Source organism: Amycolatopsis sp. NPDC051716, assembly GCF_040681595.1.
GTDB lineage: Bacteria > Actinomycetota > Actinomycetes > Mycobacteriales > Pseudonocardiaceae > Amycolatopsis.
The window spans coordinates 94556-121484 of the sequence record NZ_JBFAZA010000001.1 but is presented as its reverse complement, the minus strand read 5'-3'; the positions used below and the strand labels follow the sequence as shown (position 1 = coordinate 121484).

Below are 26929 nucleotides of genomic sequence, written 5' to 3'. Positions count from 1 at the left end.
CAACCCGCCCGCGACCCGGTACGTCTACCCAGTAGCACCACACCAGGGAGGCGATTGACATGAAGCTTTCACGGTTGTTCCCGGTTGTCGCGGCTTCGGCTGGCGTTCTCGCGCTCTCCGCCTGCGGCGGTGGCGGCACCACGAACGCGGCGAGCAGCTCGACGCCGTCGACCTCGGCGTCGCCGACCGCCACCACGACGGTCACCACCGCCACGTCGAGCCCCACCCCCAGCTCGACGCCGGTCGCGCCACCGCCCGCCGCCCAGCCCGCCGACAGCGGGCTGTGCCGGTCCGGGGACGTCAAGCTCTCGCTCGGCCAGGGCGACTCGGGCGCCGGCTCGACGTACCGGCCGCTGCTCATCACGAACTCCAGCTCGAAGCCCTGCACCATCCAGGGCTTCCCCGGCGTGTCCTATGTGGCCGGTGCGGACGGGCACCAGGTCGGCAAGGACGCCTTCCGCGACGGCACCAAGGGCAACGCCGTCAAGCTGAACCCGGGCCAGGCGGCGGCGGCCGACATCCAGTTCGTCAACGTGCGCAACTTCGACCCGGGCACCTGCCAGCCGACGCCGGTCAAGGGCCTGCGCATCTACCTGCCGCAGGAGACCGCGTCGAACTTCGTGCCGGAGGATGGCACCGGCTGCGCGAGCACGAAGATCCCCGGCAACCAGCTCGCGGTGAAGACGGTCCACCCCGCTTAAATCCGGCCGCAAATCTCCTTGGCTTGGGTCAGGTGCCGTTGGCCGGAGATGTCGTTGAAGTGCAGGCTCAGCACCATCCGGCTGACGCCGTCGATGTGGTCGGCCAGCGGCTGGTAGTTGGCGTTCACCTGGGCGGCGGCCGCGGCCAGCTCGCGCGCCGCCATCATCCGGTGCAGCCGCTCCGAGCTGAGCCCGGGTGTCAGCGCCGGCTGCGCGTCCCGGCTTGTGTCGGGCAGCTCGCCCACGCGGTCGAGCGCCTGGCACGCCGCGACGGCGTCTTCGAGCGCGCCGGCGTGCACTCCGGACAGTCCCCACAGGAGCCCGAGCACGCTGCCGCCCAGCACGAACCCGGCCACCGCGCACAGCACGAGCAACCGGCGCGACGGCGGGGGCGGGGTGGGCTCGGACTCGGGCTCGGCCGGAGACTCGTCGAAGTCGGGATCGGCGTCGGTGCCGGTCCCCGGGTCCACGGTGCGCATGACTGCCTCCTCACCACCTGGGTGAGGAGCTATTTCAGCTCACAATCGCGGATCGTGGTGGGTCAGCGCCGCGGCTGAGTCCGATTCGTCACCGAGCAGGTGCCCCGATCGTCCCGGTACGCGCTCAGCCCCAGCCGAGCTCGTGCAGCCGGGCGTCGTCGATGCCGAAGTGGTGCCCCAGCTCGTGCACGACGGTGATCAGGACTTCCTCGACGACCTCGTCCTCGTCCTCGCACATGGCCAGGATCGGCTGCCGGTAGATCGAGATCCGGTCCGGCAGCACCCCGCCGTACGACGAGGTGCGCTCGGTCAGCGCGATCCCGTGGTAGAGCCCCAGGATGTCCGGCGCTTCGTCGTTGAACTCCTCGACGAGCACGACGACGTTGTCCATCGCGCGCGCGAACTCGGGCGGCACCTCGTCCAGGGCTTCGGAGACCAGCTCTTCGAACCGCTCCCGGCTCATCTCGACGGGCATCAGCCGCCCTGTTTCGCCGTCGAAGGCGCGGGATTCGGCGTGGCCGCGCCACCGCCGCCGTCCGATGGCGGGCCGCCGTCCTGGGGCTGGCCGCCGTCCGGGCCCGCCGGGGCGGCCTTGACGCTGCCGGTCACCGCCTGCAGGCCACTCTTGTCCGGCAGCACCGAAGCCACCTTGCAGTTGACCTTGGTCGAGCCGGTGTCCCAGCTCTCCTGCTCCCGCAGGTCCCAGGTCAGGATCACCTTCTTCGCCTCGAGGTCGGCGCCGCCGGTGTAGTCGCCCGCCGCCTTGTTGCACTCGGTGTCGAGCCAGGCCTTCTGGTTGTCCTGGGAGGGGTAGCCGTCCTTGAAGTTCGTCTTGAGGTCGAGGGTCGCGACGATCTCGTACGAGTGCGGCTTCGCGCAGTCGATCGGATCGCCGACGCCCTTGCCGCGCAGCGCCAGGCAGGTGCCCGGCTCGAAGACCAGCGACTGGTCCTGCTCCTTGGCGGGCCCGGTCGTCGGCAGCAGCTTGCCGCCGGGGCCCGCCCACTGCAGGCCGCACCGCAGCTGGCGGTCGCCGTCCTCCCACTGTGACGGCGTCGGGCGGAGCAGGTTCGTCGTGAGCTTGCCGTACGGGTCGAGCTTGTGCCCGAGGTACGGCTTCACGTCCGCGGTGCACTTCTGCTGCGCGATCTGCTGCCACTGATCCAGCGACGGGACGGGCGCGCCTTCGGGGTACTGGGCGCCGATGTCCACGAGCGTGGTCACCTCGAACAGGTGCGGCTGGGTACAGGCCACCTTGCGCGCGTCGCTGGCGTCGGGGTTGTCCCAGGTCAGGCAGCTGCCGGGCGGGGAGTGGAACGCCTCCTGGGCCGCCGCCGACAGCTTGCCCGCGCCGCCGCCGGAGCCGCCGACGATGCCGTCGCTCCACGAGAACACGACGCTGAGCGCGAGCGCGATGAGCGCGCCCGCGAAGATCCCGCCCATCACGACGCGAGTGCGTAACGTCTGAGGGGCGGTGGGGAACCGATCGGCACTGGGAGACATCGCAGTCCATGATGCCCGCGCCGCGCATGACGTGCGCGGTCCGGGTGGTTAGGGTGGTCACGGTTTCGCGGTGGCCGGTGATTACGGAGCGCACATGACGCAGGACAACAATACTGGGGACCAGCCGCCCCCCGAGCCGCCGAAGCGCGGCTCGATGAGGTTTCAGGACTCGAACACCCGTCCCAAGGAGCCCTCGCTCGCCGAGCAGCGGGCGCGCCAGCAGGCGCTGGTCCAGGAGGAGCGCGACGAGGAGCTGGCCCGCCAGTCCGATGCCAAGGCGGCGACGCGGCGCAAGATCCTGATCGGCAGCGGCGTCACGGTCGGGCTCGTCGGCCTGGTCGCGACGTTCTACACCGTCGCGAAGCCGAACGAAGTCACGGCCGTCTGCACCGACTCGAACGGTGTCGTCCAGAACGACGACAACTGCGACGAGAACTACGTGACCAGCCACGGCGGCTACCACAGCGGCGGCTTCCTCTTCCTGCCGATCCCGGGCGGCGGCTACAACAGCTACCGCTACAACTACGGCGGGCAGGGCGTCGTCGGCCAGCGCGTGTCCGGGGGTTCCTACGACCCGCCGTCGTCGCGCAGCAACGTCAACACGAAGTCCGGCAAGTCCGTCCAGCGCGGCGGCTTCGGCATCAGCGGCAAGAGCGGCAGCACCGGCGGCAGCGGCAAGAGCGGGGGATCGTAGGTGTACCGGGACCGGCGTGAGCCGCGGCGCGACTGGCAGCGGATCGTCGAGGAGCAGGGGCTCGTCTACGGCACGCCGGCCCGCGACAGCAGCGGCCGGGTGCGGCCGTACTGGGACGAGTCCGTGCACTACGTCTTCGACATGGACGAGGTCCTCTCGCTGGAGGCCGACGTCGAGCTGCTGCACTCGATGTGCCTGGAGGCCGTCGACAACGTCGTGACGACCGAGGGCTACCAGCGCTTCGGCATCCCCGAGTGGGTCTGGCCGCACATCGCCGAGTCGTGGAAGCGGCAGGACCCGCACGTCTACGGCCGGTTCGACCTGCGCTACGACGGCAAGTCGCCGGCGAAGCTGCTCGAGTACAACGCGGACACGCCGACCACGCTGCTCGAGGCGTCCCTGCTGCAGTGGCACTGGAAGACCGACGTCTTCCCGGACGACGACCAGTGGAACTCGATCCACGAGAAGCTCGTCGAGCGGTGGGCGTTCCTGCGGGACAAGCTGCCGTCCAACGAGCTGCACTTCACCTGGTCGGCGGCCGATCCGAGCGGCGAGGACAACGTCACCACGGCGTACCTGCAGGAGACCGCGGCCGAGGCCGGCCTCGACACGGTGGGCCTGGCGATCGAGGAGATCGGCTGGGACCCGGTGCTCAAGCGGTTCGTCGACCTCGAAGAGCAGCAGATGGCGACCGTGCTGAAGCTGTACCCGTGGGAGTGGGTGGTCGACGAGGAGTTCGGCCGCAACGCCGTCGAGTCGCTGCCGCGGACGCTGTGGATCGAGCCGCTCTGGAAGATGATCCTCTCCAACAAGACGCTGCTGGCGATCCTGTGGGAGAACTACCCAGGCCACCCGAACCTGCTGCCCGCGTTCGCCGACGACCCCGGGATCCTCACCGAGTACGTCCGCAAGCCGAAGCTGGGCCGCGAGGGCGCGAACGTGCAGATCGTCGCGACCGGCTACGAGACCCAGACCGACGGCGTCTACGGCGCCGAAGGCTTCGTCTACCAGGCGTTCGACCCGCTGCCCGAGTTCGACGGCTACCGGCCGGCGCTCGGTGCGTGGATCGTCGGCGACAGCTCCGCCGGGCTGGGCATCCGCGAGACCGGCGGCCTGGTCACCGACGACGGTGCGGCATTTGTCCCACACCGCATCGTCGAGTCGTGATACAACACCGTCGCTGATCAGCTCTTTTCCCCTGGGAGACAATTCGTGAACACGACCCTTGCGCTGTCCGACACGTTCGGCTCCGACCTCGTGCGGGGGATCGGCGCGATCCTGCTGTACGGCGTCATCGGCCTGCTGCTGATGTTCGCCGGCTTCTACGCGATCGACTGGACCACGCCGGGCAAGCTGTCGAAACTGGTCACGCAGGGCCTGCCGAACGCCGTGATCGTGACGGCGTCCGGGATGCTCTCGATGGCGTTCATCGTCGTCGTGGCGATCTTCAACTCGGCGAGCGACCTCACCGAGGGCCTGATCACCTCGCTGGTCTACGGCCTGCTCGGGATCGTCGTCCAGGTCGTCGCGGTCCGGCTCCTGGAGTGGGCGACCCGCATCGACGTGGCCTCGACCATCGAGAGCGAGAAGTTCGCCCCGGTGAGCATCGTCGTCGCGGCGGCGCACATCGGCCTGGGCCTCGTGGTGGCGGTCGGCATCTCCTGAGCGGTGTTTGTGAGCCGGGCCACGTGATGCGTGGTCCGGCTCTTCCATTCGCACTAGCGTGGGGTCCGTGCGCCTGCTGAGGACACCGGACGACCGGTTCACGGACCTGCCCGACTTTCCCTTCGAGCCTCGCTACGCCGAGCTGGACGACCCGCACGACGGCCGCATCAGAGTCGGCTACGTCGAGGCGGGCCCGGCGGACGGCCCGGTGGTCCTGCTGCTGCACGGCGAGCCGAGCTGGTCGTTCCTGTACCGCAAGATGCTGCCGGTCCTGGCTTCGGCCGGCTTGCGCGCGATCGCCCCGGACCTGGTGGGCTTCGGCCGGTCAGACAAGCCGGCGAACCAGGCGGATCACTCGTACGCCCGCCACGTCGAGTGGATGCGAGGGTTCGCGTTCGACGCGCTGGACCTGCACGACGTGACCCTGGTCGGCCAGGACTGGGGCGGCTTGATCGGCCTGCGCCTGGTGGCGGCGGAGCCGGCCCGGTTCGCTCGCGTGGTGGCGTCCAACACCGGCCTGCCGAGCGGCGACCAAGACATGCCGGCGGCGTGGCACGCCTTTCGTGAGGCCGTCGAGAAGGCACCGGTGCTGGACGTCGCCCGGTTCGTGCAGTCCGGCTGCGCGTCGAAGTTGCCGGACGCGGTGCGGGCCGCCTACGACGCGCCCTTCCCGAACGAGACGTACAAGGCCGGTCCCCGGGCCATGCCGGGGCTGGTGCCCTACCGGCCCGACAACCCGGCGACGGAGGCCAACCGCGCGGCGTGGAAGATCCTGACCGAGCTGGAGCTTCCGTTCCTGGTGGCGTTTTCCGACGGCGACCCCATCACGGGTGGCCTGGCCCCGATCCTGCAGCGCTCGATGAAGGGCGCGCGGGGATTGGAGCACCCGGTGATCGCGGGGGCGGGGCACTTCCTGCAGGAAGATGCGGGCGAGGAGCTGGCTGAGCACGTGGTGCGGTTCGTGCGGGGCTGAGAGAACCGGTGGCGCAAGTCGGACCCGCTGTGCCGCGGGAGAGTTTTCTGCCGTGGCAAAAATGCAAAAGCTGTCCTCGCCGGACGGGCAGGCTCTGGGATGGCCGCCCCTCGCCGCTGCCGTCTCACCTTCTCGAGGTGGGCCGCTGGGTGGTCATCCCGTCGCCTGATTGAGGCCTATCACTTTGAGCCGGGCCCGCAAGCTTGCGTCGTTGTCTTGCGTTTGTCGGTGGGTTGCGGGCCCGGCTCAAAGTGATTTTTGCGGCCTCAGGCGACGGGATGACCACCCCGCTCCTTTTGTCTGGTCAGGCCAGGGCTGTGTGGGTTGCCGCCAGTGCGTCGATCAGGATGTCCAGGCCTTCCTGTGCCTCGTCCGCGGTCAGGGTCATTGGGGGGCCTAGGCGCAGCACGTTTCCGTGCAGGCCGCCCTTGCCGATGAGCAAGCCGCGCTTCTTCGTCTCCTCCAGCATGCGGGCTGCGGCTGCCACATTTGGCGTTGTCGTGCCCGGCTTGATCAGCTCTATCCCGATCATCAGGCCCTTGCCGCGTACCTCGGCCACCAGCGGGGACGGCGCCGCTCGCAGGCCTGACAGCAGTTGGGCTCCTCGGGCCGCGCAGTTGGCCTGGAGGTTGTGGTCGTTGATGTAGTCCAGGACCGCTGTTGCGCCGACCATCGAGACCGGGTTGCCGCCGAACGTCGAGAACGACTGGGCCTGAAAACAGTCGAGCACGTCGCCGCGGGCCACTACGCCGCCGACCGCCAGGCCGTTGCCCAGGCCCTTGGCGAACGTCATCATGTCCGGGGTCACGCCGTGGGCCTCGATGCCCCAGAAGTGCTCGCCCGTGCGGCCCCAGCCCGTCTGGACCTCGTCCGAGATGAACAGCACTCCATAGGAATCGAGCACCTCCTTCATCGCGCGGAACAGCCCGTCCGGCGGCAGGCTGAAGCCGCCGACCCCCTGGATCGGCTCGGCGATCAGGCACGCCACGTCGCCCGCCGTTGCCGTGTCCAGGACGTCCACCAGGTCCGCTACGCACGCGTCGATGTAGTCCGCGTCGGACATGTCGCGGAACGGGCTGCGGTACCGGTAGCCGCCGTGGACGTAGTTGACCTTGACCGGGCTCAACGCCGAGGCCGACCAGCCGCGGTTGCCGGTGATCGCGACCGTTCCGAACGAACGGCCGTGGTACGAGTTGCGCATCGCCAGCACCTGGTTGCTGCGGCGGTACTGCGTCGCCAGCATCAGGGCCGTGTCGTTGGCCTCGCTGCCCGAATTCGTGAAGAACACCTTGGCGTCCGGGATGTTCGACAACTTCGCGATCCGCTCGGCCAGCTCGACCTGGGAGCGGATCAAATACAGCGTCGAGGTGTGCAGGATGCCGGTGTCGAGCTGCTTGCGGACCGCGTCGCCGATCTCGGCGACGTCGTAGCCCATCGAGTTGGTCAGCACCCCCGCGAAGAAGTCCAGGTAGGTGCGACCCTGGGAATCGGTCATCCGGCGGTCGTGCGCGTGCACGATCTCGATCGGCTCTTCGTAGAGCAGCGACATCCAGGACGGCATGACTGCGCGGTGCCGGGTCAGCAGCTCGTCGGTCATCGGGCGCCTCCTCAGGGTTTCCCTGGAGTATGGGGACGCCGTGAACAGCGCTTCAACGATCAGACTGTCGGGATAACCCAGTAGGGCCGCACAGTCTGTACGGACTACCCTCTGACCCGTGATTGACCCCAGGACTCTGCGCGATGACCCGGAAGCCGTGCGCGCGTCGCAGCGCGCTCGTGGTGAAGACGAGGGAGTGGTCGACAAGCTGCTCTCCCTCGACTCCCGGCGCCGGTCCTCGATCGCGGCCGCCGACAAGCTGCGCAACGAGCAGAAGCTGCTGGGCAAGCAGATCCCGAAGGCGCCGCCGGAGGAGAAGCAGCGGCTCCTGGCCACGGCCAAGGAGCTCGCCGCGCAGGTCAAGGCGGCCGAGGTGGAGCAGAACACCGCGTCGGAGGAGTTCGACCAGCTCTTCCGGACCGTGCCGAACCTGGTCCACCCGGATGCCCCGGTCGGCGGCGAAGACGACTTCACCGTGGTCAAGCACGTCGGCGAGCCGACGAAGCTCGGCTTCACCCCGAAGGACCACCTCGAGCTGCTCGAAGGCCTCGGCGGCGTCGACATGGAACGCGGCGCGAAGGTGTCGGGCTCGCGGTTCTACTTCCTCACCGGCATCGGCGCGCAGCTGCAGCTCGGCCTGCTCAACATGGCCATCGCGCAGGCGCTCGAGAACGGCTTCACGCCGATGATCACGCCGTCGCTGGTCCGCCCCGAGATCATGGCCGGCACCGGCTTCCTCGGGCAGCACTCGAGCGAGATCTACCACCTCGCGGACGACGACCTCTACCTCGTCGGCACGTCGGAGGTGCCGCTGGCCGGCTTCCACGCCGACGAGATCCTCGACCTGAACGACGGCCCGAACCGCTACGCGGGCTGGTCGTCCTGCTACCGCCGCGAGGCCGGCTCGTACGGCAAGGACACCCGGGGCATCATCCGCGTCCACCAGTTCGACAAGGTCGAGATGTTCGTCTACGCCAAGCCGGCGGACGCCGAGGCCGAGCACGAGCGGCTGCTCGGCTGGGAAGAGCAGATGCTCGCGAAGATCGAGGTGCCCTACCGGGTGATCGACACCGCGACCGGCGACCTCGGCACGTCCGCGCACCGCAAGTTCGACTGCGAGGCGTGGCTCCCCACCCAGGAGACCTACCGCGAGCTGACCTCGACGTCCAACTGCACGACGTTCCAGGCCCGCCGCCTCTCGGTCCGGTACCGCGACGAGAACGGCAAGCCGCAGATCGCCGCGACGCTCAACGGCACCCTGGCCACCACCCGCTGGATCGCCGCGATCGTCGAGAACCACCAGCAGGAAGACGGCTCGGTCCGCGTGCCGGAGGCGCTGCGCCCGTTCGTCGGCGGCAAGGAAGTCCTCACGCCTCGCTGAATCGGATGGATCCGCGGTGCTGCTCCGTTCGTCCCAGTACAGTCCGGGCCGAACGGGAGGACTCGCATGCGCAAGAGGTGGCAGGTCGCGGCGGCGCTGGCGGCCGTGACCGTGGTGACCGGCTGCACGGTCACGGTCGGTGGCTCGGCGTCGCCCGTGCCGGGTCAGGGCCCGGTCGTCACGGCCGTCGACGCCTGCACGCTGCTCGATGAGGCCCAGGTCGACGCCCTCGGCTACCGGTCGCCGGGCCGTTCGGTGCCGGAGAACAAGGAGCGGCTCCAGCCGCCGATGTGCCTCTGGAACTCGAAGGACGACATCGAGCCGTCGGCCGTCCTCAACGTGGGCGTCGCCTCGGACATCGACTTCAACGAGTACATCTCCGGCGCCATCAAGAAGTCCGAGCCGCTGCCAGCCGGCGGCCTCAGCTGGACGCAGTACGCCTCGATCCTGCCCGACGACTGCGCGTTCTACGCCCTGCTCGGCACCAAGTCGTTCGCGTACGTCAGCGTCTCGGCGGGCAAGCTCGACAAGTCGTGCGAACTGGCGAAGACCGTGATCCCGCAGGTCGCGGCGCACCTGCCCGGCGGCCAGGACGCCCCGCCGCTCACGCCGTCGACGTCGGCGAAGCCCGAGCCGGGCGGCCCGCTGCTGTCGGCGGACCCGTGCGCGGCGCTGAAGCCCGAGCAGGTGGCCCAGCTGAAGGACATCTCGCCCACCGGCGAGAAGGACACCTCGTCCACGGTGCCGAACGCGTCGTACTGCCTCTGGGACGACACCGACGGCGACGGCGGCCAGAAGGCGTTCGAGGTCTGGTTCGGCCCCAGCACGCCGGTCGGGGAGTGGCCGGGCGCGAAGGGCGTCAACCCGACCGAAACCGTCGACGTCGGCGGCCGCAAGTGGGGCCTGTTCCCGAACATGGGCGGCCTGCGGGTGACCTGCGGCGCGACCCTGGCGATCACGGACACGTCGTCGGTGCAGGTGGTCAGCGGGTTCATCGGCGACGACGCGAAGACCTGTGACCTCGTCAAGCAGGGCCTGCCGCTGGTGACCGCGAACCTGCCCGGCTAGCCCTCGGAGACCTGGTCCGCGATGTGGCGCGCGATCTCCAGCGCGCTCGTCGCGGCCGGCGACGGCGCGTTCAGGACGTGCACCTGGTCGCGCGCGGTCTCGATGAGGAAGTCGTCGACGAGCGAGCCGTCGCGGCGCATCGCCTGGGCGCGCACGCCGGAGCCGTGGCGGACGATGTCGTCCTCGGTGACGGCCGGCACGAGCCGCGCGAGGCTCGCGGCGAACCGCTTCTTGGAGAACGAGCGGCGGACCTCGTCGAGCCCGGTCGGGAACGCGTACTTGCGCGCGAGCCGCCAGACGCCGGGGAAACCGGCGACCTCGGCGACGTCTTTGGCGGAGAAGTCGCGCCAGCGGTAACCCTCGCGGCGCAGCGCGAGCACGGCGTTCGGGCCGGCGTGGACGCTGCCGTCGAGCATGCGCGTGAGGTGCACGCCGAGGAACGGCAGCGTCGGGTCCGGCACGGGGTAGATCAGGCCCTTGACCAGGTGCCGCCGGTCCGGCTTGAGCTCGTAGTACTCGCCGCGGAACGGCACGATCTTCGCCGACGGCGTCAGCCCGGCCAGCCGCGCGACGCGGTCGGAGTGCAGGCCGGCGCAGTTGACGAGCGCATCGGCCTGGACGACGTCGTCGCCGGTCGCGACCTCGACCCCGCCGTGGCTCCCGGCCCGGATGGCCACCGCGGGCGAGTCCAGCCGCAGGTCGACGCCGGCCTCGTCGAGCAGCCGGACGAGCGCGTGGCAGACGGCGGGGAAGTCGATGATCCCGGTGGATTCGACGCGCAACGCGGCGACGCAGGCGACTTCGGGCTCGTACTCGCGCGCTTCGGCGGGCGAGATCTGCTTGGCCGGGACGCCGTTGGCCTCGGCGCGCTCGGCGAGCGTGTTCAGCGCGGGGATCTCCCGCTCGTGGGTCGCGACGACGAGCTTCCCGCACACCTCGACGGGCACGCCGTACTGCCGCGCGAAGTCCACGATGGACCGGTTGCCGGCGACGGACATCCGCGCCTTGAAGGAACCGGGCTTGTAGTAGAGCCCGGCGTGCACGACGTTCGAGTTGTGCCCGGTCTGGTGGGCCGCCCAGCGGGATTCCTTTTCCAGGACGGTGACGTCCAGCCCGCGCCTGGTCAGCTCCCAGGCCACGGCCAGACCGACGATCCCGCCCCCGACGACTACCACGTTGCGCACGGTCGATCAGGCTACGCGAGTCTTCGCAGGTGGTCTTCCTGGCGTTACCTAACGTCTGTCAGGTACAGTACCTAACCGATGTCAGGTAAGCGGTTGACGAGGGAGGCGCGGCGCGAGCGGATCCTCGCGGCGGCCGGCGAGGTGTTCGCCGCGTCGGGCTACGACGCGGCCGGGATGCGCGAGGTCGCGGCGGCCGCCGGGATCAGCACACCGGTCTTGTACGACCACTTCCCGGCGAAGGCGCAGCTGTACGCGGCCCTCCTGGAGTCCGAAGTGGACGGATTACTGGCCGGCTGGGCCGAGCTGCCGGCGTCGGAAGATCCGGAGATGCTGTTGCGCAGCCGCGTTTCGGCGATCTTCCACTGGATCGAGGCGAACGAGCGCGGCTGGCGGATGATCTTCGCGGAAGCCCCGTCGGACCCGGCGGTGGCCACGGTGCACCGCCGCGGCCAGGCCCGCGCGACGGCCAACCTGGCTTCGCTGTTCCACGGGCTGCCGCTGGACCTGACGTCCCGCATCCCGCGTCCGCTGGCCGACGACGTGCTGGCGGAGGCGTGCAAGAGCGCCCTGAATTCGATCGCGACGTGGTGGTGGGAGCACCGCGAGATCCCGCGCGACGAGGTGGTGGCGCTGACGGTCGACCTGCTGTGGCGCGGACTCGCCACGCTGACCAAGGGGGAACGATGAGCACGGAAACCTACCGTCGCGCAGCCGAAACGCGCGACGTCGAACTGGCCATGACGGCGTTCGCGCCGGACGCGGTGCTGCATTCACCGCTGACGTCCCGGGTGCGCTTCACCGGGCACGCGGAGTTGAGGCCGCTGATCGAGGTGGCGTACCGGCACCTGGAGGACATCAGCTTCCACACGGACGTCGGCGACACGCGGACGCGGGTGGTGGTCTACACCGCCCGGATCGGCGGCGAGCCGATCGAGGAGGCCACGGTGGTGCGGCTGAACGACGACGGCTTGATCGAGGAGGCGACGCTGTTCGTGCGGACGTTGCCGGGGCTGGTGGCGCTGATGGACCGCTTCGGCCCGGACCTGGCTCGCGAGAACGGCCGCCCGGTGGTGGCGCGGGTGCTGGGGGTGTTGGTGAAGCCGCTGCTGGCGATGGTGCGCTCAGGGGACCGGCGCGCGGTCCCGCTGGTCAGCGGCCGAGGTGCGTGAGGAAGGCCGACCAAGCGGCGGGTGCTGCTATTCGCCGGTCAAGGCGGGAAGCTCAACGCCTTCAATTTCATTGGCGAGCCGGGCGATGAACGCTGCGGATTCGGTCGTGCTCATCGCCAGCGCACGGAGCGTCTTGAGCCCGGCTCGATACACCCGTACATCGTGCTCGTCGAGCACGAATGCCCCGCAGGACAGGTGTTCCAGGTAAACCACCGCTGTGCCGTCGGTCAGCGAATACAGGAGGAACGGTCCTGCCAAGCCGGGATGCCAGCCACAGGTGGCCGGAACCACCCGCAGCGTGACTGACCGTGCGGATTTCTCGATCAACGAATGCAGCTGGTCGAACATTGTGGCCGGAGTACCGATCCGGTCACGCAGGGCGGCTTCACCGATGATCGCTTCGAAGGTCCGGTCGGCGGAGAGCATTTCCTGGCGCTTCATGCGCAACGTGACTCGTCGATCTGCCTCTTCCGCAGTGCGGCCGGAGGCGGCGAACATCGCGCGGGCATAGCCCGGGGTCTGAAGCAGTCCGGGAATGCCCATCGGCGACCATTCGACGATGGATTTCGCCGCCTTCTCACACTCGATCACCGCCGCGAGCTGCATGCCGGAAGGGCCGTAGGTGATCCAGCCCGGTTCCGAAGCGCCTTTCGCCAAGGTCAGGATCTGCCGTTTGCGATCACCGACCACCCCGAGTGCGCCGAGAATGGCTGTCACCTCCTCCAACCGCGGAGTACGCAGGCCGTACTCCCACTGGCTGAGCAGCTGGAAGTGGATCCCGATCCGCCGCGCCAGTTCTCGCAAACCGCAGCCGGCGTCCGTGCGGACCTCGCGGATCGCGGTCGCGAGGGTGCGTGCGCGCGGGGTGACCGTGTCCGTCTTCGGCATGGTGGCAATTTACGTGTCCGAACTTGTGGACACCTCGCCCTCGATCGAGTGCTCCAGCGCCTTCTGCGCACTCATCCCCAGCCCCGTCCGATAGGCCCGCTCGAACCCGTCCACCCCCAGCGACGCCACCAGCCGCCCGCGGACCGCCGTTACCTCCGGGCCGCTGATCTCCGTCCCGCGAATCGCGGCCGCCGCGCCCAGCAGGACCGCCGCCGGTGCCGGCTGCGCTGCTCCCGCCAGGCCCTCCAACGCGAACGCCACCACGTCACTCGCGTTCCACTGCCGTCCGATCACCACCGCCGAGCGGTGCAACGAGACCGCCGATGACCGGTCGCCCTCCGCCAGCGCCAGCCAGCCCAGGGAGATCAACGCCGTCGCGCGGACTGCCTCCGATGAGAACGAGCCTCCCGCACATTCCGCCAGCGCGCGCTCGCACAGCTCCCGCGCCGCGGCCAAATCGCCCGACAGCCGGGCCAGGTTCGCCAAGCCGACGTACGCCGCCGCGCGGGACTCCGGCATGCCCGAACGGCGGGCCGTTGCCGCCGCCAGTTCGTAGTCCGCGCGGGCTCGGGCGTGGTCGCCCGAGAGCAGGTGCGTCCACGCGCGGCGGCAGATCAGGTCCGCGACGTCGTCCGTGGCGCCGATCTCGTGCATCAGGCCCAGCGCTTCGTCCATCAGCGGCAACGCCGCCGCGTACTCGCCGCGCCAGGTCAGCAGCTGGGACAGGTGGTCCAGGGACATCGACAGGCCCCACCGCTCGCCCAGCGCGCGGAACTGCGCCGCGCCCTCGCGCAGGCCTTCCTCCGCGCCGGCCAGGTCACCCGACATCATCGCCCGCAGGCCCGTGCCCATCGGCAGCAGCGCCCAGCCCCACGCGTCACCGGCCGCCAGCAGGCCTCGGCCGAGCCGCTCGGCGTCGTCGCCCGGCGGGCCGGCCACCACCCCCAGCAGCATCACCAGCATCGGGTTGCGGGGCTCCCACGAATCGTCCGTCGCGTACCGGCGGACCAGCGGCAGGTACTGCTCCAGCGACTCGTGCCGCTGCCCGGCCAGCGCGCCGAGCACGCACACCAGGAACTCCTCGGCGTACTCCGCGCGCAGCTCGGGCGAGCACCGCGAAACCACGGTCAGCGACAGCACCGCGCCCTCGAACCGCCGCCCGCGCATCCACCAGTACATCGCCAGCGACGGCACCAGCCGCAGCGCCAGCGCGACGTCGTGCTCGGTCGACCAGCGGAGGGCGGCCAGGATGTTGTCGTAGTCGGCGTCGATCCGCGCCAGCCAGTCCAGCTGCTCCGCGGTCCGCAGCATCGGGTCCGCCTCCGTCGCGAACCGGAGGAAGTACTCGGCGTGCGCGCGGTGGAACGTCTCCGCCTCGCCCGCTTCGGCGAGCTTCTCGCCGCCGAACGCGCGGATCGTCTCCAGCATCCGGAACCGGCCGCCGACGGCTTCCACCAGGGACTTGTCGGCCAGCTCCGGCAGCAGGTCGACGTCCGCGCCGCACACCTCGGCGGCGGCCGCGGCGCTCGCGCCGCCGGCGAACACCGCGAGTCTCCTGGCCAGCGAACGTTCTTCGCCCGTCAGCAGGTCCCAGCTCCACTCGACGACTCCGCGCAGCGAGCGGTGCCGGGCTTCGGCCGTCCGGCTGCCGCGCGCCAGGAGCCGGAAACGGTCGTCGAGCCGGGCGGCGATCTCGCCGAGGGACAGGGTCCGGACGCGGGCCGCCGCCAGCTCCAGGGCCAGCGGCAGGCCGTCGAGAGCCGCGCAGACGTGCTGGACGTCGCCGATCGTGGACTCGTCGAGCGCGAACGCGGGATCGCTCGCGGCCGCGCGCTCGGCGAACAGCCGGACAGCCGCGAACTCCGACGCCTGCACGGCCGCCGTCCCGGGCGGCGGGACGGCCAGCCGCGGCACCGGCGCCAGCTGCTCGCCGGTGATGCCGAGCGGCTCGCGGCTGGTGGCCAGCACGCGCAGCCCCGGGCACGCGGCGAGCAGGCGCGCGGCGAGCCGGGCCGCCACCTCGACGACGTGCTCGCAGTTGTCCAGCACCAGCAGCACCGGGCGGTCGCGCAACGCCGGCACCAGCCGCTCGACCGGGTCCTGCGGGCCGCCGCGCGAGCTCTCGCGCAGGCCCAGCGCGGCCAGCACCGCGCCGGCGACGTCGGCGCCGCCGTGCGGGGCGAGCTCGACGAATGCCACCGGACCGGCCCGGGTGGCGGCGACCTCGACCGCCAGCCGGGTCTTGCCGGTGCCGCCCGGGCCGGTGAGCGTCACGAGCCGGCTGCGGTCCAGCAGCTCCGCGACCTGCCGCAGCTCGGCGTCGCGGCCGACGAAGGTGGTCAGCTGGGCGGGCAGCGCCGGGAGCACCGGCTTCTCCGTTTCGCCGCGAAGCACCGCGAGGTGGGCTTCGGCGAGCTCGGGGCCGGGGTCGGCGCCCAGTTCGTCGGCCAGCGTGCGGCGGGCGTCTTCGAACGCGGCGAGCGCGTCGGCCGGCCGTCCGGCGGCGGCCAGCGCGCGGACGAGCTGCGCGCGCGGCCGTTCCCGCAGCGGCTGCCCGGCGACGGTCTCCCGCAGGCCGGCGAGGACGTCTTCGGCCTGCCCGAGCGCCAGCCGGGCCTCGACGTGGTCGTCCGCGGCGTCCGCGCGCAGCTCCTCGAGCCGGGTGGCCTGCGTGGCGGCGAAGGGCGCGTCCGCCAGGTCGGTGAACGCCGGCCCGCGCCACAACGCCAGCGCCTCGCCCAGCACCTCCGCGGCCCGCCCGTGCTCGCCGTTCTTCAGCAGCGTGCGGCCGGTCCGGGCGAGCCGTTCGAAGCAGTGAACGTCCACTTCGTCCGGTGTCACGGCCAGCCGGTAGCCGGCCGCGGTGAACTCGACCGGCGCGAGGTCCTTCAGCGCCGTCCGCAGCCGCGACACCTGCGACTGGAGGGCGTTCGCGGCGCCGTCGGGCGGGTGTTCGCCGTACATGCCGTCGATCAGCCGGTCGGCCGGGACGAACCGGCCGGCCTCCAGCGCGAGCAGCGCCAGCAGTGTCCGCGACCGCGGGCCGCCCACCGCCACCTGCGTGCCGCCCGGGCCCCACGCGGCGACGGCCCCCAGCACCCCGAATCGCATGGAGACCAGCCTAGGACGTCCCCGACCTGGGGGAAGCGTCACTCCAAAGGGGAGTTCGGCGTGGGGCTGTGAATCACCTGAGCGTGCGTCTATACACTTCGCCGGGTCCCCACGCAATGGGAGAGGTATGTCGCCCGAGAGCATTGCCCTAGGTCAACCCACCGTGGGCGAAGAGGAGCTCGCTGCCGTCGCCGAAGTCTTCCGGTCGGGGTGGCTGGCCGGTGCCGGACCGGCGTGCCGCCGCTTCGAGGAGCGCTTCGCCCAGGTCACCGGCACGGCGCACGCCTTGACGACCGCGAACTGCGGTTCAGCGCTCTTCCTGGGGCTGAAAGTCCTCGGCGTCCGGCCGGGCGACGAGGTGATCGTCGGGGACTACACCTTCCCGGCGACCGGCCACGCCGTCGTCCAGGCGGGCGCGAAGCCGGTCTTCGCCGACATCCGCCCGGACGTCTTCAGCGCGGACCCGGCGCACGTCGAAGCCCTGATCACCCCGAAGACGGTCGGCATCCTCGCGGTCGACGTCGCCGGCCAGCCCGGTGACTTCGACGAGTACCGCGCGATCGCCGATAAGCACGGCCTTTGGCTCTTCGAGGACGCCGCCTGCGCCGCGGGGGCGACGTACAAGACGCGCCCGGCCGGCAGCCTCGCCGACCTCGCCGCGTTCTCCTTCCACGGCCGCAAGGGCATCACCGCGGGCGAGGGCGGCGCGCTGGTCTCCGACCGCGAAGACCTCATCGCGCACGCCCGCAAGCTGCACACCTACGGCATCGAGCCGGCGATCAGCCGCGAAGGCTCGGACACGCTGCCCATCCCGGAGTTCCACGAGCTCGGCTACAACTTCCGCCTCTCGGACGTCCAGGCCGCGATCATGAACGTCCAGCTCGACCGCCTGCCGGACCTGCTGGCCGCCCGCCGCTCGGTCGCGAAGCGCTACCACGAGGCGTTCGCGGACGTCGGCGCGCTGACCGTGCCGGTGGAGCTGCCCGACCGCGAGCACCCGTGGCAGGCGTACCTGCTGACGGTCGCGCCCGAGGTCAGCCGCGACACGCTCGCCATGCGCATCCGCGAGCAGGGCGTCCAGTGCAACTTCGGCACCTACGCCTCGCACCTGCAGCCGATCTACGGGCCTCAGGCCCCGCTGCCCGTTTCGGCCGACGCGTTCGCGCGTCAGCTCGCCATCCCGATGCACGCCAACCTCACCGACGCGGAAGTCACCCGCGTCGGCGAGGTCGTGCGCGAAGCCGTGCAGTCCCTGTCCTGAAGCCGCCGACCGAGGAGAAATTGGTGTCCGACAAGAAGGTGTTCTTCACCGGGGGTGGCGGGTTCATCGCCGCGCACGTGATCCCGCTGCTGCTCGAGGGCGGCTACACGGTCCGGATCTTCGACAACATGACTCGCGGCGACCGCGCCCGCGTCAACGAGTTCGTCGCCACGGGCCAGGTCGAGCTGGTCGAGAAGGACGTCCGCTACGGCGGCGCGGTGCGCGAGGCGATGCGCGGCTGCACGCACGTCATCCACTTCGCGACGGTGTCGATCAACAAGTCGATCGCCGACCCGCACGAGTCGATCGACATCAACATGATCGGCAACCACAACGTCTTCGCCGCGGCCGCCGACGAGGGCGTCGAGCGGCTGGTGTTCGCCTCGACCGCGTCGGTCTACGGCGACCCGAAGCGGCTGCCGATGCACGAGGACGACGAGCTGCGCCCGCTCACGCCGTACTGCATCTCGAAGCGCGCCGGCGAGGACCTGCTCGGCTTCTACGAGCGCCAGAAGGGCCTGTCCTGGAACGCGCTGCGGTTCTTCAACGTGTACGGCCCCGGCCAGAAGATCGAGGCCTACTACACGTCGGTGATCAACCACTTCATCCAGCGCCTGCGCGCCGGCCAGCCGCCGATCATCGACGGCCGCGGCGACCAGTCGATGGACTTCGTGCACGTCACCGACCTCGCGCACGCCGTCGTCGCGGCGCTGGAGTCGGAGAAGGCGAACCTCCCGATCAACATCGGCACCGGCATCGACACGTCGATCGCGGCGCTGGCCAAGATCCTCATCGAAGCCGTCGGCGTCGACGTAGAGCCGCTGTTCAACGAGCGTGACGTGCTGGTCTCGCGCCGCGCCGCCGACATCGGCCGGGCGCGCGAAGTGCTGGGCTGGGAGCCGCGGATCACCGTCGAGGACGGGATGCGGGATCTGGTCAAGGAAACGGAGTGACAACCACCGCGGGGCCGGCCCAAGGGCGTGCGATGCGCATCGCGGTGGTGAACAACTTCTTCCCGCCGCGGGTGGGCGGCAGCGCGCACATGGCGGCCTCGCTCGCGGCGCAGTTCGTCGAGGCCGGGCACGAAGTGCTCGCGATCACGGCCGCGTACGGCGAGGCTCCGGCCGAGGAAGAGCGCGACGGCTACCGCGTCGTGCGCTTCCCGGCGGTGAAGATGCCGCAGATCGGCCTGTCGATCGACTTCGACATGAGCTTCGCGTCGCTGCGGCCGGGCAACTGGCGGCGGCTGTGGAAGCTGCTGGACGAGTTCAAGCCGGACGCGATCCACCTGCACGGCCAGTTCTTCGACCTGTCGTGGCTGGCCGGCATCTGGGCGCGGCGGCACGGCGTCCCGGCACTGCTGACCATCCACACGCTGCTGATCAGCGACAACAAGCTGTACGGCGGGGTGTTCCGGCTGCTCGACGCGGTGCTCGTACGGCCGATGCTCGGCTACATCAAGCCGCGGTACGTCATCCTCGACAAGCTGGGCGTCGACTACTGCGTCGACCGCTACGGCACCAGCGACGCGAACTCCGAATACTTCCCGATCGCCGTCGACACCGGCCACTTCGCGAAGCCGGTGACGAAGGACGTCCGCGCGGAGCACGGGATCGGCGACGCGCCGCTGATCGTGTCGCTCGGCCACGTCATCCCGCTGCGCAACCGGCTGCCGCTGATCGAGGCGCTGCCGTCCATCCTGGACAAGCACCCCGGGGTGCGGGTGGTCGTCGTCGGCCGCGTGTACCACGACGCGTTCCTCAAGCGGGCCGCGGAGCTGGGGGTTTCGGACGCGCTGGTCGTCACGGGCGCGGTGCCGAAGGAGGACGTCCCGGCGTACTTCGCGGCGGCGGACATCGTCACGCACGACCTCAACGGCGGCTGCGGCACGGCGTCGCTGGAGGCGATGCTGTCCGGCACGGCGACGATCGCGTCGGTCACCGAGGACAACTATCCGGGCATCGAGCTGCGCAACGGCGAGAACGTGCTGCTCGTGCGCCCGGACGACGCGGAAGCCGTGGCGCGCACGGTGATCGAGCTGCTCGACGACCCGGATCGCCGGGCCCTGATCGCGCAGCGCGAGAGCGAGCTGGTGCGGTCGAACTTCGGCCTCGACGTCGTCGCCGAAGAGCACCTCCGCACGTTCGAAAAGCTGGTGTCGGAAGCCGATGTTCTTCGATGACGAGCGCAGCCACCGGCTGCGCCCGCAGATCCTGACCGAGCTCGTCTCGCAGTACATGAACGACGCCGAGCGCGCGGCTTTCTACGGCTTGCCGCCGACCTGCCGGGTGCGCGAGCGCGTGAAGATCATCAGTCCCGAGAACCTCAAAATGGGCGAACACTGCTGGATCGGTGAGGGCGCGGCCCTCGACGCGAGCGGCGGCCTGGAGATCGGCGAGCACACCAGCATCGGCCTGAACACGCTGATCTTCACGCATTCGAGCTGGCTGGCGAACATGACGCTGCAGAACCACTCGGGCAGCGACCTGATCGAGCGCAAGCCGGTGAAGATCGGCAAGGGCTGCTTCATCGGCGGCCTGGTGGTGATCATGGCGGGCGTGACGATCGGCGACTTCGCGACGGTCCAGCCGAACTCGGTGGTGGCGAAGGACGTTCCGCCGCGGACGCTGGTGGCGGGCAATCCGGCGCGGGTGTTCCAGCGGTACGACGAGGAGTACATCCAGTCCGAAGTGGACCGGGTGCGCGCGGAGAACGCCCGCCGCCGGGAGATCGCGGAGTCACACGGGCAGAACACTTCGGGGTGGGGAGCCCCATCGGGCGACTACTCAGAGGAGTAGCGATGCGGCAAGCTGGCGTGAGAAGATGACGTCCAGTAACCGATGGTGGGGAGAAGGCGGATGAGTGTCATGGAGTGGCCTCACGATCTTCTGTCCCTCGACGACTGGATCAACCTGCCGGAGACGTCGGAGTACCAGGTCGAAGTGGTCGAAGGGGTCCTCGTCGTGGCGCCGCGTCCGATGTCGTTCCACCAGTCTGCTGTTACGCGGCTTGGCTATCTGATCAACGAGCAGCTTGCGGATGAGTACTGGGCGTTGAGCGAAGTCGAGGTCGTCGTCTCCGAAGCGCCGCTGACCGTCCGTTCGCCCGACGTGGTCGCAGCTCCGAGCTCTCTCGTGGAAACCAATCCTGCGCGGCTCGACGCGGGCGACGTCCGGCTGGTGGTCGAGGTACTGTCCGAAGGCACCCGGCGCACCGACCAGGTCACCAAGTTCTCCGAGTACGCCGAGGCCGGTATCGAGCACTACTGGATCGTCGACCTCGACGCACCGGTCAGCATGATCACCTACCGGCTGATCGAGGGGGAGTACGAGAACTTCGGCGAGTTCTCCGGTGTCGCCCAACTCCAGTTCGCCGGCAGCTCGCTCACCATCGACCTGAACGCCCTCACCACCCGGCGCGCCCAGCGGCCCTGACGTGGATGACGGCGGCGCCGGCGCCGGACGCCGGCGCCGCCGTCGTGAAACCGCCCGATCCTCCCGGCGGCGAAGTCCCACGCACGGATCCGCACGCTCCGTACGCTGGACAATTTAGTACTCAGTGACCGAGCGCGAGATATCGGTTACACAACGTTTCGTTCGCCTCGGCGTACGCTCACAAGATCCACGAAGCAACCTTCCGGCGCGCCGGCCGTCGCTGGGAAGGACGGAACGAGGTGACGCATGGCGCGTGGCGACGAGGAGTTCGCGGAGTTCGTCCGCGCGTCGTCGGCCCGGCTCACGCACGCCGCGTTCCTGCTCACGGGTGACCGCCACCAGGCGGAAGACGCCGCCCAGACCGCCTTCACGCGCACCTACGCGGCCTGGTCGCGCGTCCGGCACAAGGACGCCTACGGCTACGCCCGGACCGTCCTGGTGAACCACGTCATCGACGGCTGGCGGCGCCCGATCCGCGAGTACGCCACCGAGGCCATGCCCGAGCGGCAGGACGGCTTCGACGTCGACAAGGCCGTCACCCAGCGCGCGTGGCTCACCGCGGTGCTCAAGACGCTCACCGCCCGCGAACGCGCGGTCGTCGTGCTCCGGCATTTCTTCGACCTGCCGGAAGCCGAAGTGGCCCGTGAGCTCGGCGTTTCCCTGGGTACCGTGAAGAGCACGAACTCGCGGGCATTGGCCAAGCTTCGGCTCGAAGCGGCGGACCCGGAGGACACGCTGATCGGGAGGAGCGGGCGGTGAACGAACTCGACGACTTCCGCGCCGCCCTCCGGCAGCCGCCCGGCGAGCCCTTCGCCGAGCCCGATCTGGCCAGGATCATGGCCGACGGCACGCGCCTGCGGCGTCGCCGCCGCCTGCTGACCGGGACAGCCGGGGTCGCCGCCGCGGCCGCCGTCGTGCTCGTCGTGGTGCTCGCCATCCAGCTGCGGCAGCCCGCGCCCGCGCCGGTCGCGCAGCCGCCCGCGCCGGCACCGGCCGTGTCCACGACGTCGCCGGCGCCGCCCGCGGAGCAGCCGATCGGGGACGTCGTCGGCACCGGGATCCGGACGCAGTCGGGCGAGCTGGTCTTCTACGCGCGGGCCGTCGACGCGCCGGAGCTGCCGGACATCCGGTTCGGCCTGGTGGCCGGCTTCCGATCCGGGGCCTCGCTGCAGTCCGTGCTGGCGACGAACGAGTTCCGCGGCTCCGACCGGTCCTTCGGCTTCCACGCCACCGACGGCGGCGAGGTGATCCGCGACCAGCTCATCCCGGTCTTCGGCTACTTCGCCGGCCCGGCGGCGAAGATCACGACCACGGTGCACGGCCGGACCGTCGAGGCGCACCTGGCCCGGTGGACCGCGGACGCGAACGTGGTCATCTTCTGGTTCGACCCCGAGGCCGTGCCCGACGCCGCCGTCCTGACGCCGCTGATCGCCTACGACGGCGTCGGCAAGCGGCTCACCAAGTAGGCGGTACCCGCCCACCCGATGCGGGCGTAAGACGTGAATCGTGACCTCTCGACGAGCGTTCCTCACCGCGTCGGCCGCCCTCGGCATGGTGGCCGCCACTCCGGCCGGCGCCGCCGAACTCGGCGATCGCGGGCCCGGCGTCCCGGTCCGCCCGCAGCGTCCCGATCAGGAACTGCGCGCGCTGCTCCGCCAGGTCGACGACCGGCGGATCGAAGCGACCGTGCGGCGGCTGGCCGCGTTCGGCACCCGGCACACGCTGTCCGCCCAAGACGACCCGGCCCGCGGCATCGGTGCCGCGCGCGACTGGCTCTTCGCGCAGTTTCAGCAGGTCGCGGCGGCTTCCGGGGGACGGCTGAGCGTCGAGCTGCAGTCGTACGTCCAGCCGCCCGCCGACCGGATCCCGGTGCCGACGAAGATCACCAACGTCGTCGCGACGCTGCGCGGGGCCACCGATCCCGGCCGCGTGTACGTCGTTTCGGGGCACTACGACTCGCGCCGCACCGACGTCATGGACTTCACCGGGGACGCGCCGGGCGCGGACGACGACGCTTCGGGTGTCGCGGTCGTCCTGGAGCTGGCCCGGGTGCTCTCGACCCGGCAGCCGGCCGCGACGATTGTCTTCGCCGCCGTCGCGGGCGAGGAGCAGGGCCTGTACGGCTCGCGGTACCTGGCGCAGCAGTTCAAGGCGGCCGGCACCGACGTCCAGGCGATGTTCACCGACGACATCGTCGGCTCGAGCCGCGCCGACGACGGCACGCGCGATCCGTTCACCATCCGCCTCTTCGCCGAGGGCGTCCCGACGGCGGAGACGCCGGCCGAGGCGAACCTGCGCCGCAGCATCGGCGGCGAGAACGACTCCCCGCCGCGGCAGCTGGCCCGGTTCGTGAAGTCAGTGGCGGAGAACGACGCGACCGGCATGACCGTCCGGGTCGTCTACCGCCGCGACCGCTACCTGCGCGGCGGCGACCACATCGGCTTCCTGGAACAGGGCTACCCGGCGGCGCGGTTCACCGAACCGAACGAGGACTTCGCGCACCAGCACCAGGACGTCCGCGTCGAGAACGGCGTCCAGTACGGCGATCTGCCGGAGTTCTGCGACTTCCCGTTCATCGCCCGGGTCGCGCGGGTGAACGGCGCCGCGCTGTGGTCGCTCGCCACCGCACCGGGCACGCCGAAGGGCGTGAAGATCCGCACGGCGGCGCTGACGAACGACTCCGAGCTGCTCTGGACCGCCACGCCGGGCGCCACGAGCTACGAGGTCGTCTGGCGCGAAACGACCGCCCCGGACTGGACGCACGCCATCGACGCCGGCCCGGCACTGACGGCGAAGATCGACCTGTCGAAGGACAACGTCTTCTTCGGCGTCCGCGCGGTGGGCTCCGGCGGGCGCCGGAGCCCGGCCGCGTTCCCGTCGCCGGTGAGTTAGGCCGCGGCCTGCGTCAGGACCTGCTCGACGACGTGGTGCGAGGGCAGGATCAGGTCGCGCTCGGCGGCGGCGTCGATCTTGCCTTCGAGGAGGTCGCAGAAGCGGTCCAGCTGGGTGGCGAGCGGCTCGCGGGCCGTGACGAGCTCCGGGATCTCGATGACCGTCTGCTGCCGGTAGCCGAGGCCGTCCGGGGTGACGGAGTCATGCGAGATGTGCCGGTAGATCGTGACGTCGCGGCGCAGCAGGTCGATCTCGATGAGCCGGTCGAGCTCCGACACCATCAGCGACCGGACCTTCCGCTGCCCCAGCCGCGACGCCGACACCGTGGCCAGGCCGGTCGGGAACGACAGCACCGTCTCGATGGTGTCCTCGGCGCCGTCGGCGGACTGCGGGTGGAAGTAGCCCGCGCCGGAGGTCACGCGCGAAGGCGTCGCGCCGCCGAAGAACTGGATCGCCAGGTCGACGTCGTGCACCAGCAGGTCCCACGCGACGCCGGTCTTGATGCGCGGCGCGTACGGGCCGTGGCGGCGGGCCATCAGGTGGATCGGCTCCTGCACCAGCGCCCGCGCGGTCATCACCGCCGGGTTGTAGCGCTCCAGCAGCCCGCACATCAGCGGGATGTCGTTCTTCGCCGCCAGCGCGACGATTTCCTGCGACTTCTCGAAGCTGTTGCAGACCGGCTTCTCGACCAGCATCGGCTTGCCCTGGCGGAAGATCTCCTGCGCCAGGTCGTAGTGCACCTCGGTGGCCGACGCGAGCACGACGGCGTCCACATCGGACAGTTCGCCGATCTCCGGTGTCCACTGCGTTTCGTACCGCTCGGCGACGGCCCGGCCCGCTTCCTCGCGCGGATCGATCACGCGGACGAGGTCGACGCGCTCGTTGCCGGCGAGCACGCGGGCGTGGAGGGAACCCATGTTCCCGGTACCGACCAGAGCGATCCGATGCGTCATGCGCCCAGTACCTCGCGAACGGTTTCGATGATGGTGTCCAGGTCGGACTCGGTCAGGTGCGGGTGCACCGGCAGCGACAGCGCCTGCTCCGAAACGGCGCGGGCCACCGGGAAGTCCTCGACGCGCGCGCCCGGGATCAGGTCGTGACCCGCGTAGCAGTCGTAGTCGAAGACGATCTTGGGGTAGTAGATGCCGTTGCCGATGCCGCGCTCGGTCAGCGCCGCGGCGAGCTCGTCGCGCGACAGGAACGCGTGCGGCCCGACCAGCACCGTGTACTGGTGCCACACGTGCTCGCGGCCCGGCAGCACCTGCGGGACGTCGAGGCCCGGCGTGCCGGCGAGGCCCTCCGACAGGCGCTTCGCGTTCGCCTGGCGGGCGGCGGTCAGCTGGTCGAGCTTCGCCAGCTGCGGGATGCCGACGGCGGCGTGCAGGTCGGTCATCCGGTAGTTGTGCCCGGCGACCTCGTACTGGTAGCGGGCGCGCATGCCCTGGTTGCGCAGCACGCGCAGCTTGTCGGCCAGCGCGTCGTCGTCCGTGGTGATGACGCCGCCCTCGGCGGTGGTGATGTTCTTCGTCGCGTACAGCGAGAAGCAGCCGATGCCGAACGAACCGGCCGGCTTGCCTTCGAACGACGCGCCGCCGGCCTGTGCCGAGTCCTCGATCACGTGCAGGCCGCGCTCGGCGGCCAGGGGCGCGAGCTTGCCCATGTCGGCCGTCTGGCCGTAGAGGTGCACCGGCATGAGGACCTTCGTGCGGTCCGTCACAGCGGCCGCAGTGTTCTCCGGGTCGATCGCGAAGTCGTCACGCCGGATGTCGGCGAACCGGACGGTGGCGCCGGCCTCGAGGATGGCGTTCAGCGTCGCCACGAAGGTGAACGGCGAGGTGATGACCTCGTCGCCCGGCCGCAGGTCGAGGACCTGGAGCGCGGCCACCAGCGCGGTGGTCCCGTTGTTGACCGCGATCGCGTGCTTCGTCCCGGAGACCGCCGCGAAGGCGTCTTCGAAGCGCTTGACCATCGGTCCCTGTGCGATGGCGCCGGAGCGCAGCACCTCGACGACGAGGTCCTCCGCGTCGCGGACGTCGACCACGGTGATGGGGATCATGGGCAGTCTCTCTCGGCAGGCGATTTCGGCGCGTCCGGTACAGTGAGCCGCCGGTTCTGCGCCCGGCTGCCCTGCAACAACGCGGGCCACACGTTACCGGGCGCGATGGCACGCCCCGTACCCAGCCGCCGACGAACGGATACCCGCCCGTGGCCAACCGCATCCACCCGACCGCCGTCATCGGCGAAGGCGTCGAGCTCGGCGAGGACAACGTCATCGGGCCGTTCGCCGTGCTCGCCGGGCCGGTCCGGATCGGCGACGGGAACTGGATCGGCCCGCACGTGACGATCGGCACGCCCGGCGAGGACCGCAGCCGTCCCCACCCGGCGGCCTGGAATGAGGCACTGCGCCATGACCCGGATCACGACGGCCACGGCGTCGTCATCGGCAGCCGCAACCGCATCCGCGAGTACGTGAGTGTCCACCAAGGGACCTGGCGGACGACGACGGTCGGCAGCGACGCTTACCTCCTCCGCAACGCCCACATCGCGCACGACTGCCTGGTCGGCGACGGCGTCACGATCGCCTCCAACGCCGTCACCGGTGGCCACTGCCACATCTGGGACGGCGCGAACCTCGGCATGGGCGCGATCCTGCACCAGAAGGTCGTGATCGGCCCCGGCGCGATGATCGGCATGGGCTCGGCGGTGCGGCGCGAGATCGGCGCGTTCACCATCGCCGTCGGCAACCCGGCCCGCGTCACCGGTGTCAACGTCGTGGGCCTGTCCCGCCGCGGTCTCGACGAGGGGACGATCGAGGCACTCGGGCCGTGGCTGAAGGGCAAGGAAGGTCTCCCGGACGTCACGCTGCCCGGCGACCTCTCTACCTTGTTAAAGGCGTGGGACGCTCGCCCGCGCGAAGAGCACTAGGAGC

Annotated in this window: 27 protein-coding genes; 18 read left to right on the top strand and 9 right to left on the bottom strand. The window is 70.4% G+C overall.

The window, feature by feature from the left end; translation table 11 throughout:
• The first annotated feature begins 53 nt into the window (after positions 1-53).
• Positions 54-701, top strand: a complete 648-nt coding sequence (locus tag AB0M30_RS00600) for a DUF4232 domain-containing protein (protein ID WP_364578732.1) — start codon at positions 54-56, stop codon at positions 699-701.
• Here the strand turns inward: AB0M30_RS00600 and AB0M30_RS00595 are convergent.
• The 3 genes from AB0M30_RS00595 to AB0M30_RS00585 all read right to left on the bottom strand — a co-directional run bounded on the left by AB0M30_RS00595 (position 698) and on the right by AB0M30_RS00585 (position 2683).
• Positions 698-1180: a hypothetical protein gene (locus AB0M30_RS00595; protein ID WP_364578114.1), complete on the bottom strand. Its 483-nt coding sequence runs from the start codon at positions 1178-1180 to the stop codon at positions 698-700. The two genes, AB0M30_RS00600 and AB0M30_RS00595, sit on opposite strands and share 4 nt — an antisense overlap.
• A gap of 124 nt (positions 1181-1304) precedes the next feature.
• Positions 1305-1655, bottom strand: a complete 351-nt coding sequence (locus AB0M30_RS00590; RefSeq protein WP_020642760.1) for a metallopeptidase family protein — start codon at positions 1653-1655, stop codon at positions 1305-1307.
• Positions 1655-2683, bottom strand: coding sequence for a septum formation family protein (locus AB0M30_RS00585; RefSeq protein ID WP_364578112.1), 1029 nt, complete (start codon positions 2681-2683; stop codon positions 1655-1657). The genes AB0M30_RS00590 and AB0M30_RS00585 overlap by 1 nt, the downstream gene beginning before the upstream one ends.
• A 94-nt stretch (positions 2684-2777) precedes the next feature.
• Here AB0M30_RS00585 and AB0M30_RS00580 point away from each other — a divergent pair, with 94 nt between their 5' ends.
• The 4 genes from AB0M30_RS00580 to AB0M30_RS00565 are packed head-to-tail and all read left to right on the top strand — an operon-like array spanning position 2778 to position 6015.
• Complete coding sequence (locus tag AB0M30_RS00580; RefSeq protein ID WP_364578110.1) at positions 2778-3377, top strand: hypothetical protein; 600 nt, start codon at positions 2778-2780, stop codon at positions 3375-3377.
• Positions 3378-4544, top strand: coding sequence for a glutathionylspermidine synthase family protein (locus AB0M30_RS00575; RefSeq protein WP_364578107.1), 1167 nt, complete (start codon positions 3378-3380; stop codon positions 4542-4544). It abuts the gene before it with no gap.
• Positions 4545-4589: 45 nt separating this feature from the next.
• Complete coding sequence (locus AB0M30_RS00570; protein WP_364578104.1) at positions 4590-5042, top strand: DUF350 domain-containing protein; 453 nt, start codon at positions 4590-4592, stop codon at positions 5040-5042.
• A gap of 58 nt (positions 5043-5100) precedes the next feature.
• On the top strand, positions 5101-6015 hold the full coding sequence (locus AB0M30_RS00565) for a haloalkane dehalogenase (RefSeq protein ID WP_364578102.1): 915 nt from the start codon (positions 5101-5103) through the stop codon (positions 6013-6015).
• Positions 6016-6319: 304 nt separating this feature from the next.
• On the opposite strand, the gene AB0M30_RS00560 is transcribed toward AB0M30_RS00565, so the two are convergent.
• A complete protein-coding gene (locus AB0M30_RS00560; RefSeq protein WP_364578099.1) occupies positions 6320-7612 on the bottom strand; it encodes an aspartate aminotransferase family protein in 1293 nt (430 codons plus the stop codon).
• A gap of 118 nt (positions 7613-7730) precedes the next feature.
• Here AB0M30_RS00560 and serS point away from each other — a divergent pair, with 118 nt between their 5' ends.
• Together serS and AB0M30_RS00550 are read left to right on the top strand one after the other, a co-directional pair.
• Positions 7731-8993, top strand: coding sequence for a serine--tRNA ligase (serS, locus tag AB0M30_RS00555; RefSeq protein ID WP_360166049.1), 1263 nt, complete (start codon positions 7731-7733; stop codon positions 8991-8993).
• Between the two features lie 66 nt (positions 8994-9059).
• Positions 9060-10061, top strand: coding sequence for a DUF3558 family protein (locus AB0M30_RS00550; RefSeq protein WP_364578097.1), 1002 nt, complete (start codon positions 9060-9062; stop codon positions 10059-10061).
• Here AB0M30_RS00550 and lhgO read toward each other — a convergent pair.
• Positions 10058-11245 (bottom strand): L-2-hydroxyglutarate oxidase, encoded by a 1188-nt coding sequence (gene lhgO, locus AB0M30_RS00545; RefSeq protein WP_364578094.1) that lies wholly within the window; start codon positions 11243-11245, stop codon positions 10058-10060. The genes AB0M30_RS00550 and lhgO overlap by 4 nt on opposite strands.
• A gap of 78 nt (positions 11246-11323) precedes the next feature.
• On the opposite strand from lhgO, the gene AB0M30_RS00540 reads away from it, so the two are divergent.
• A complete protein-coding gene (locus AB0M30_RS00540) occupies positions 11324-11932 on the top strand; it encodes a TetR/AcrR family transcriptional regulator (protein WP_364578091.1) in 609 nt (202 codons plus the stop codon).
• Entirely contained in the window at positions 11929-12414 is a 486-nt protein-coding gene (locus tag AB0M30_RS00535; protein ID WP_364578088.1) for a nuclear transport factor 2 family protein, read from the top strand. Before AB0M30_RS00540 ends, AB0M30_RS00535 begins: the two co-directional genes overlap by 4 nt.
• 27 nt (positions 12415-12441) lie before the next feature.
• Here AB0M30_RS00535 and AB0M30_RS00530 read toward each other — a convergent pair whose 3' ends face one another.
• Positions 12442-13302 (bottom strand): helix-turn-helix transcriptional regulator, encoded by an 861-nt coding sequence (locus tag AB0M30_RS00530; RefSeq protein ID WP_364578085.1) that lies wholly within the window; start codon positions 13300-13302, stop codon positions 12442-12444.
• Positions 13303-13311: 9 nt separating this feature from the next.
• Positions 13312-16413 (bottom strand): BTAD domain-containing putative transcriptional regulator, encoded by a 3102-nt coding sequence (locus AB0M30_RS00525; protein ID WP_364578082.1) that lies wholly within the window; start codon positions 16411-16413, stop codon positions 13312-13314.
• 127 nt (positions 16414-16540) lie between these two features.
• On the opposite strand from AB0M30_RS00525, the gene AB0M30_RS00520 reads away from it, so the two are divergent.
• From AB0M30_RS00520 to AB0M30_RS00485, 8 genes are all read left to right on the top strand, one after another.
• Complete coding sequence (locus tag AB0M30_RS00520) at positions 16541-17674, top strand: DegT/DnrJ/EryC1/StrS family aminotransferase (RefSeq protein ID WP_364578079.1); 1134 nt, start codon at positions 16541-16543, stop codon at positions 17672-17674.
• Positions 17675-17697: 23 nt separating this feature from the next.
• Positions 17698-18627, top strand: a complete 930-nt coding sequence (locus AB0M30_RS00515; protein WP_360166070.1) for an NAD-dependent epimerase/dehydratase family protein — start codon at positions 17698-17700, stop codon at positions 18625-18627.
• A gap of 32 nt (positions 18628-18659) precedes the next feature.
• Positions 18660-19856, top strand: a complete 1197-nt coding sequence (locus AB0M30_RS00510) for a glycosyltransferase family 4 protein (RefSeq protein WP_364578730.1) — start codon at positions 18660-18662, stop codon at positions 19854-19856.
• The gene (locus AB0M30_RS00505) at positions 19843-20472 is read left to right on the top strand and encodes an acyltransferase (protein WP_364578075.1); all 630 of its coding nucleotides are present in this window, start codon (positions 19843-19845) and stop codon (positions 20470-20472) included. Before AB0M30_RS00510 ends, AB0M30_RS00505 begins: the two co-directional genes overlap by 14 nt.
• 60 nt (positions 20473-20532) lie before the next feature.
• Positions 20533-21108 (top strand): Uma2 family endonuclease, encoded by a 576-nt coding sequence (locus AB0M30_RS00500; protein ID WP_364578072.1) that lies wholly within the window; start codon positions 20533-20535, stop codon positions 21106-21108.
• A 246-nt stretch (positions 21109-21354) separates the two neighbouring features.
• Positions 21355-21867, top strand: coding sequence for a SigE family RNA polymerase sigma factor (locus AB0M30_RS00495; protein WP_364578069.1), 513 nt, complete (start codon positions 21355-21357; stop codon positions 21865-21867).
• Entirely contained in the window at positions 21864-22574 is a 711-nt protein-coding gene (locus AB0M30_RS00490; protein ID WP_364578066.1) for a hypothetical protein, read from the top strand. Before AB0M30_RS00495 ends, AB0M30_RS00490 begins: the two co-directional genes overlap by 4 nt.
• Before the next feature lie 85 nt (positions 22575-22659).
• Positions 22660-24000, top strand: a complete 1341-nt coding sequence (locus tag AB0M30_RS00485; protein ID WP_364578728.1) for a M20/M25/M40 family metallo-hydrolase — start codon at positions 22660-22662, stop codon at positions 23998-24000.
• On the opposite strand, the gene AB0M30_RS00480 is transcribed toward AB0M30_RS00485, so the two are convergent.
• Positions 23997-24953 (bottom strand): Gfo/Idh/MocA family oxidoreductase, encoded by a 957-nt coding sequence (locus tag AB0M30_RS00480; protein ID WP_364578063.1) that lies wholly within the window; start codon positions 24951-24953, stop codon positions 23997-23999. The two genes, AB0M30_RS00485 and AB0M30_RS00480, sit on opposite strands and share 4 nt — an antisense overlap.
• Positions 24950-26056 (bottom strand): DegT/DnrJ/EryC1/StrS family aminotransferase, encoded by a 1107-nt coding sequence (locus AB0M30_RS00475; RefSeq protein ID WP_364578060.1) that lies wholly within the window; start codon positions 26054-26056, stop codon positions 24950-24952. The genes AB0M30_RS00480 and AB0M30_RS00475 overlap by 4 nt, the downstream gene beginning before the upstream one ends.
• Positions 26057-26205: 149 nt before the next feature.
• Between AB0M30_RS00475 and AB0M30_RS00470 the strand changes: the two genes are divergently transcribed.
• A complete protein-coding gene (locus AB0M30_RS00470) occupies positions 26206-26925 on the top strand; it encodes a UDP-N-acetylglucosamine acyltransferase (protein ID WP_364578058.1) in 720 nt (239 codons plus the stop codon).
• Positions 26926-26929 lie beyond the last annotated feature (4 nt).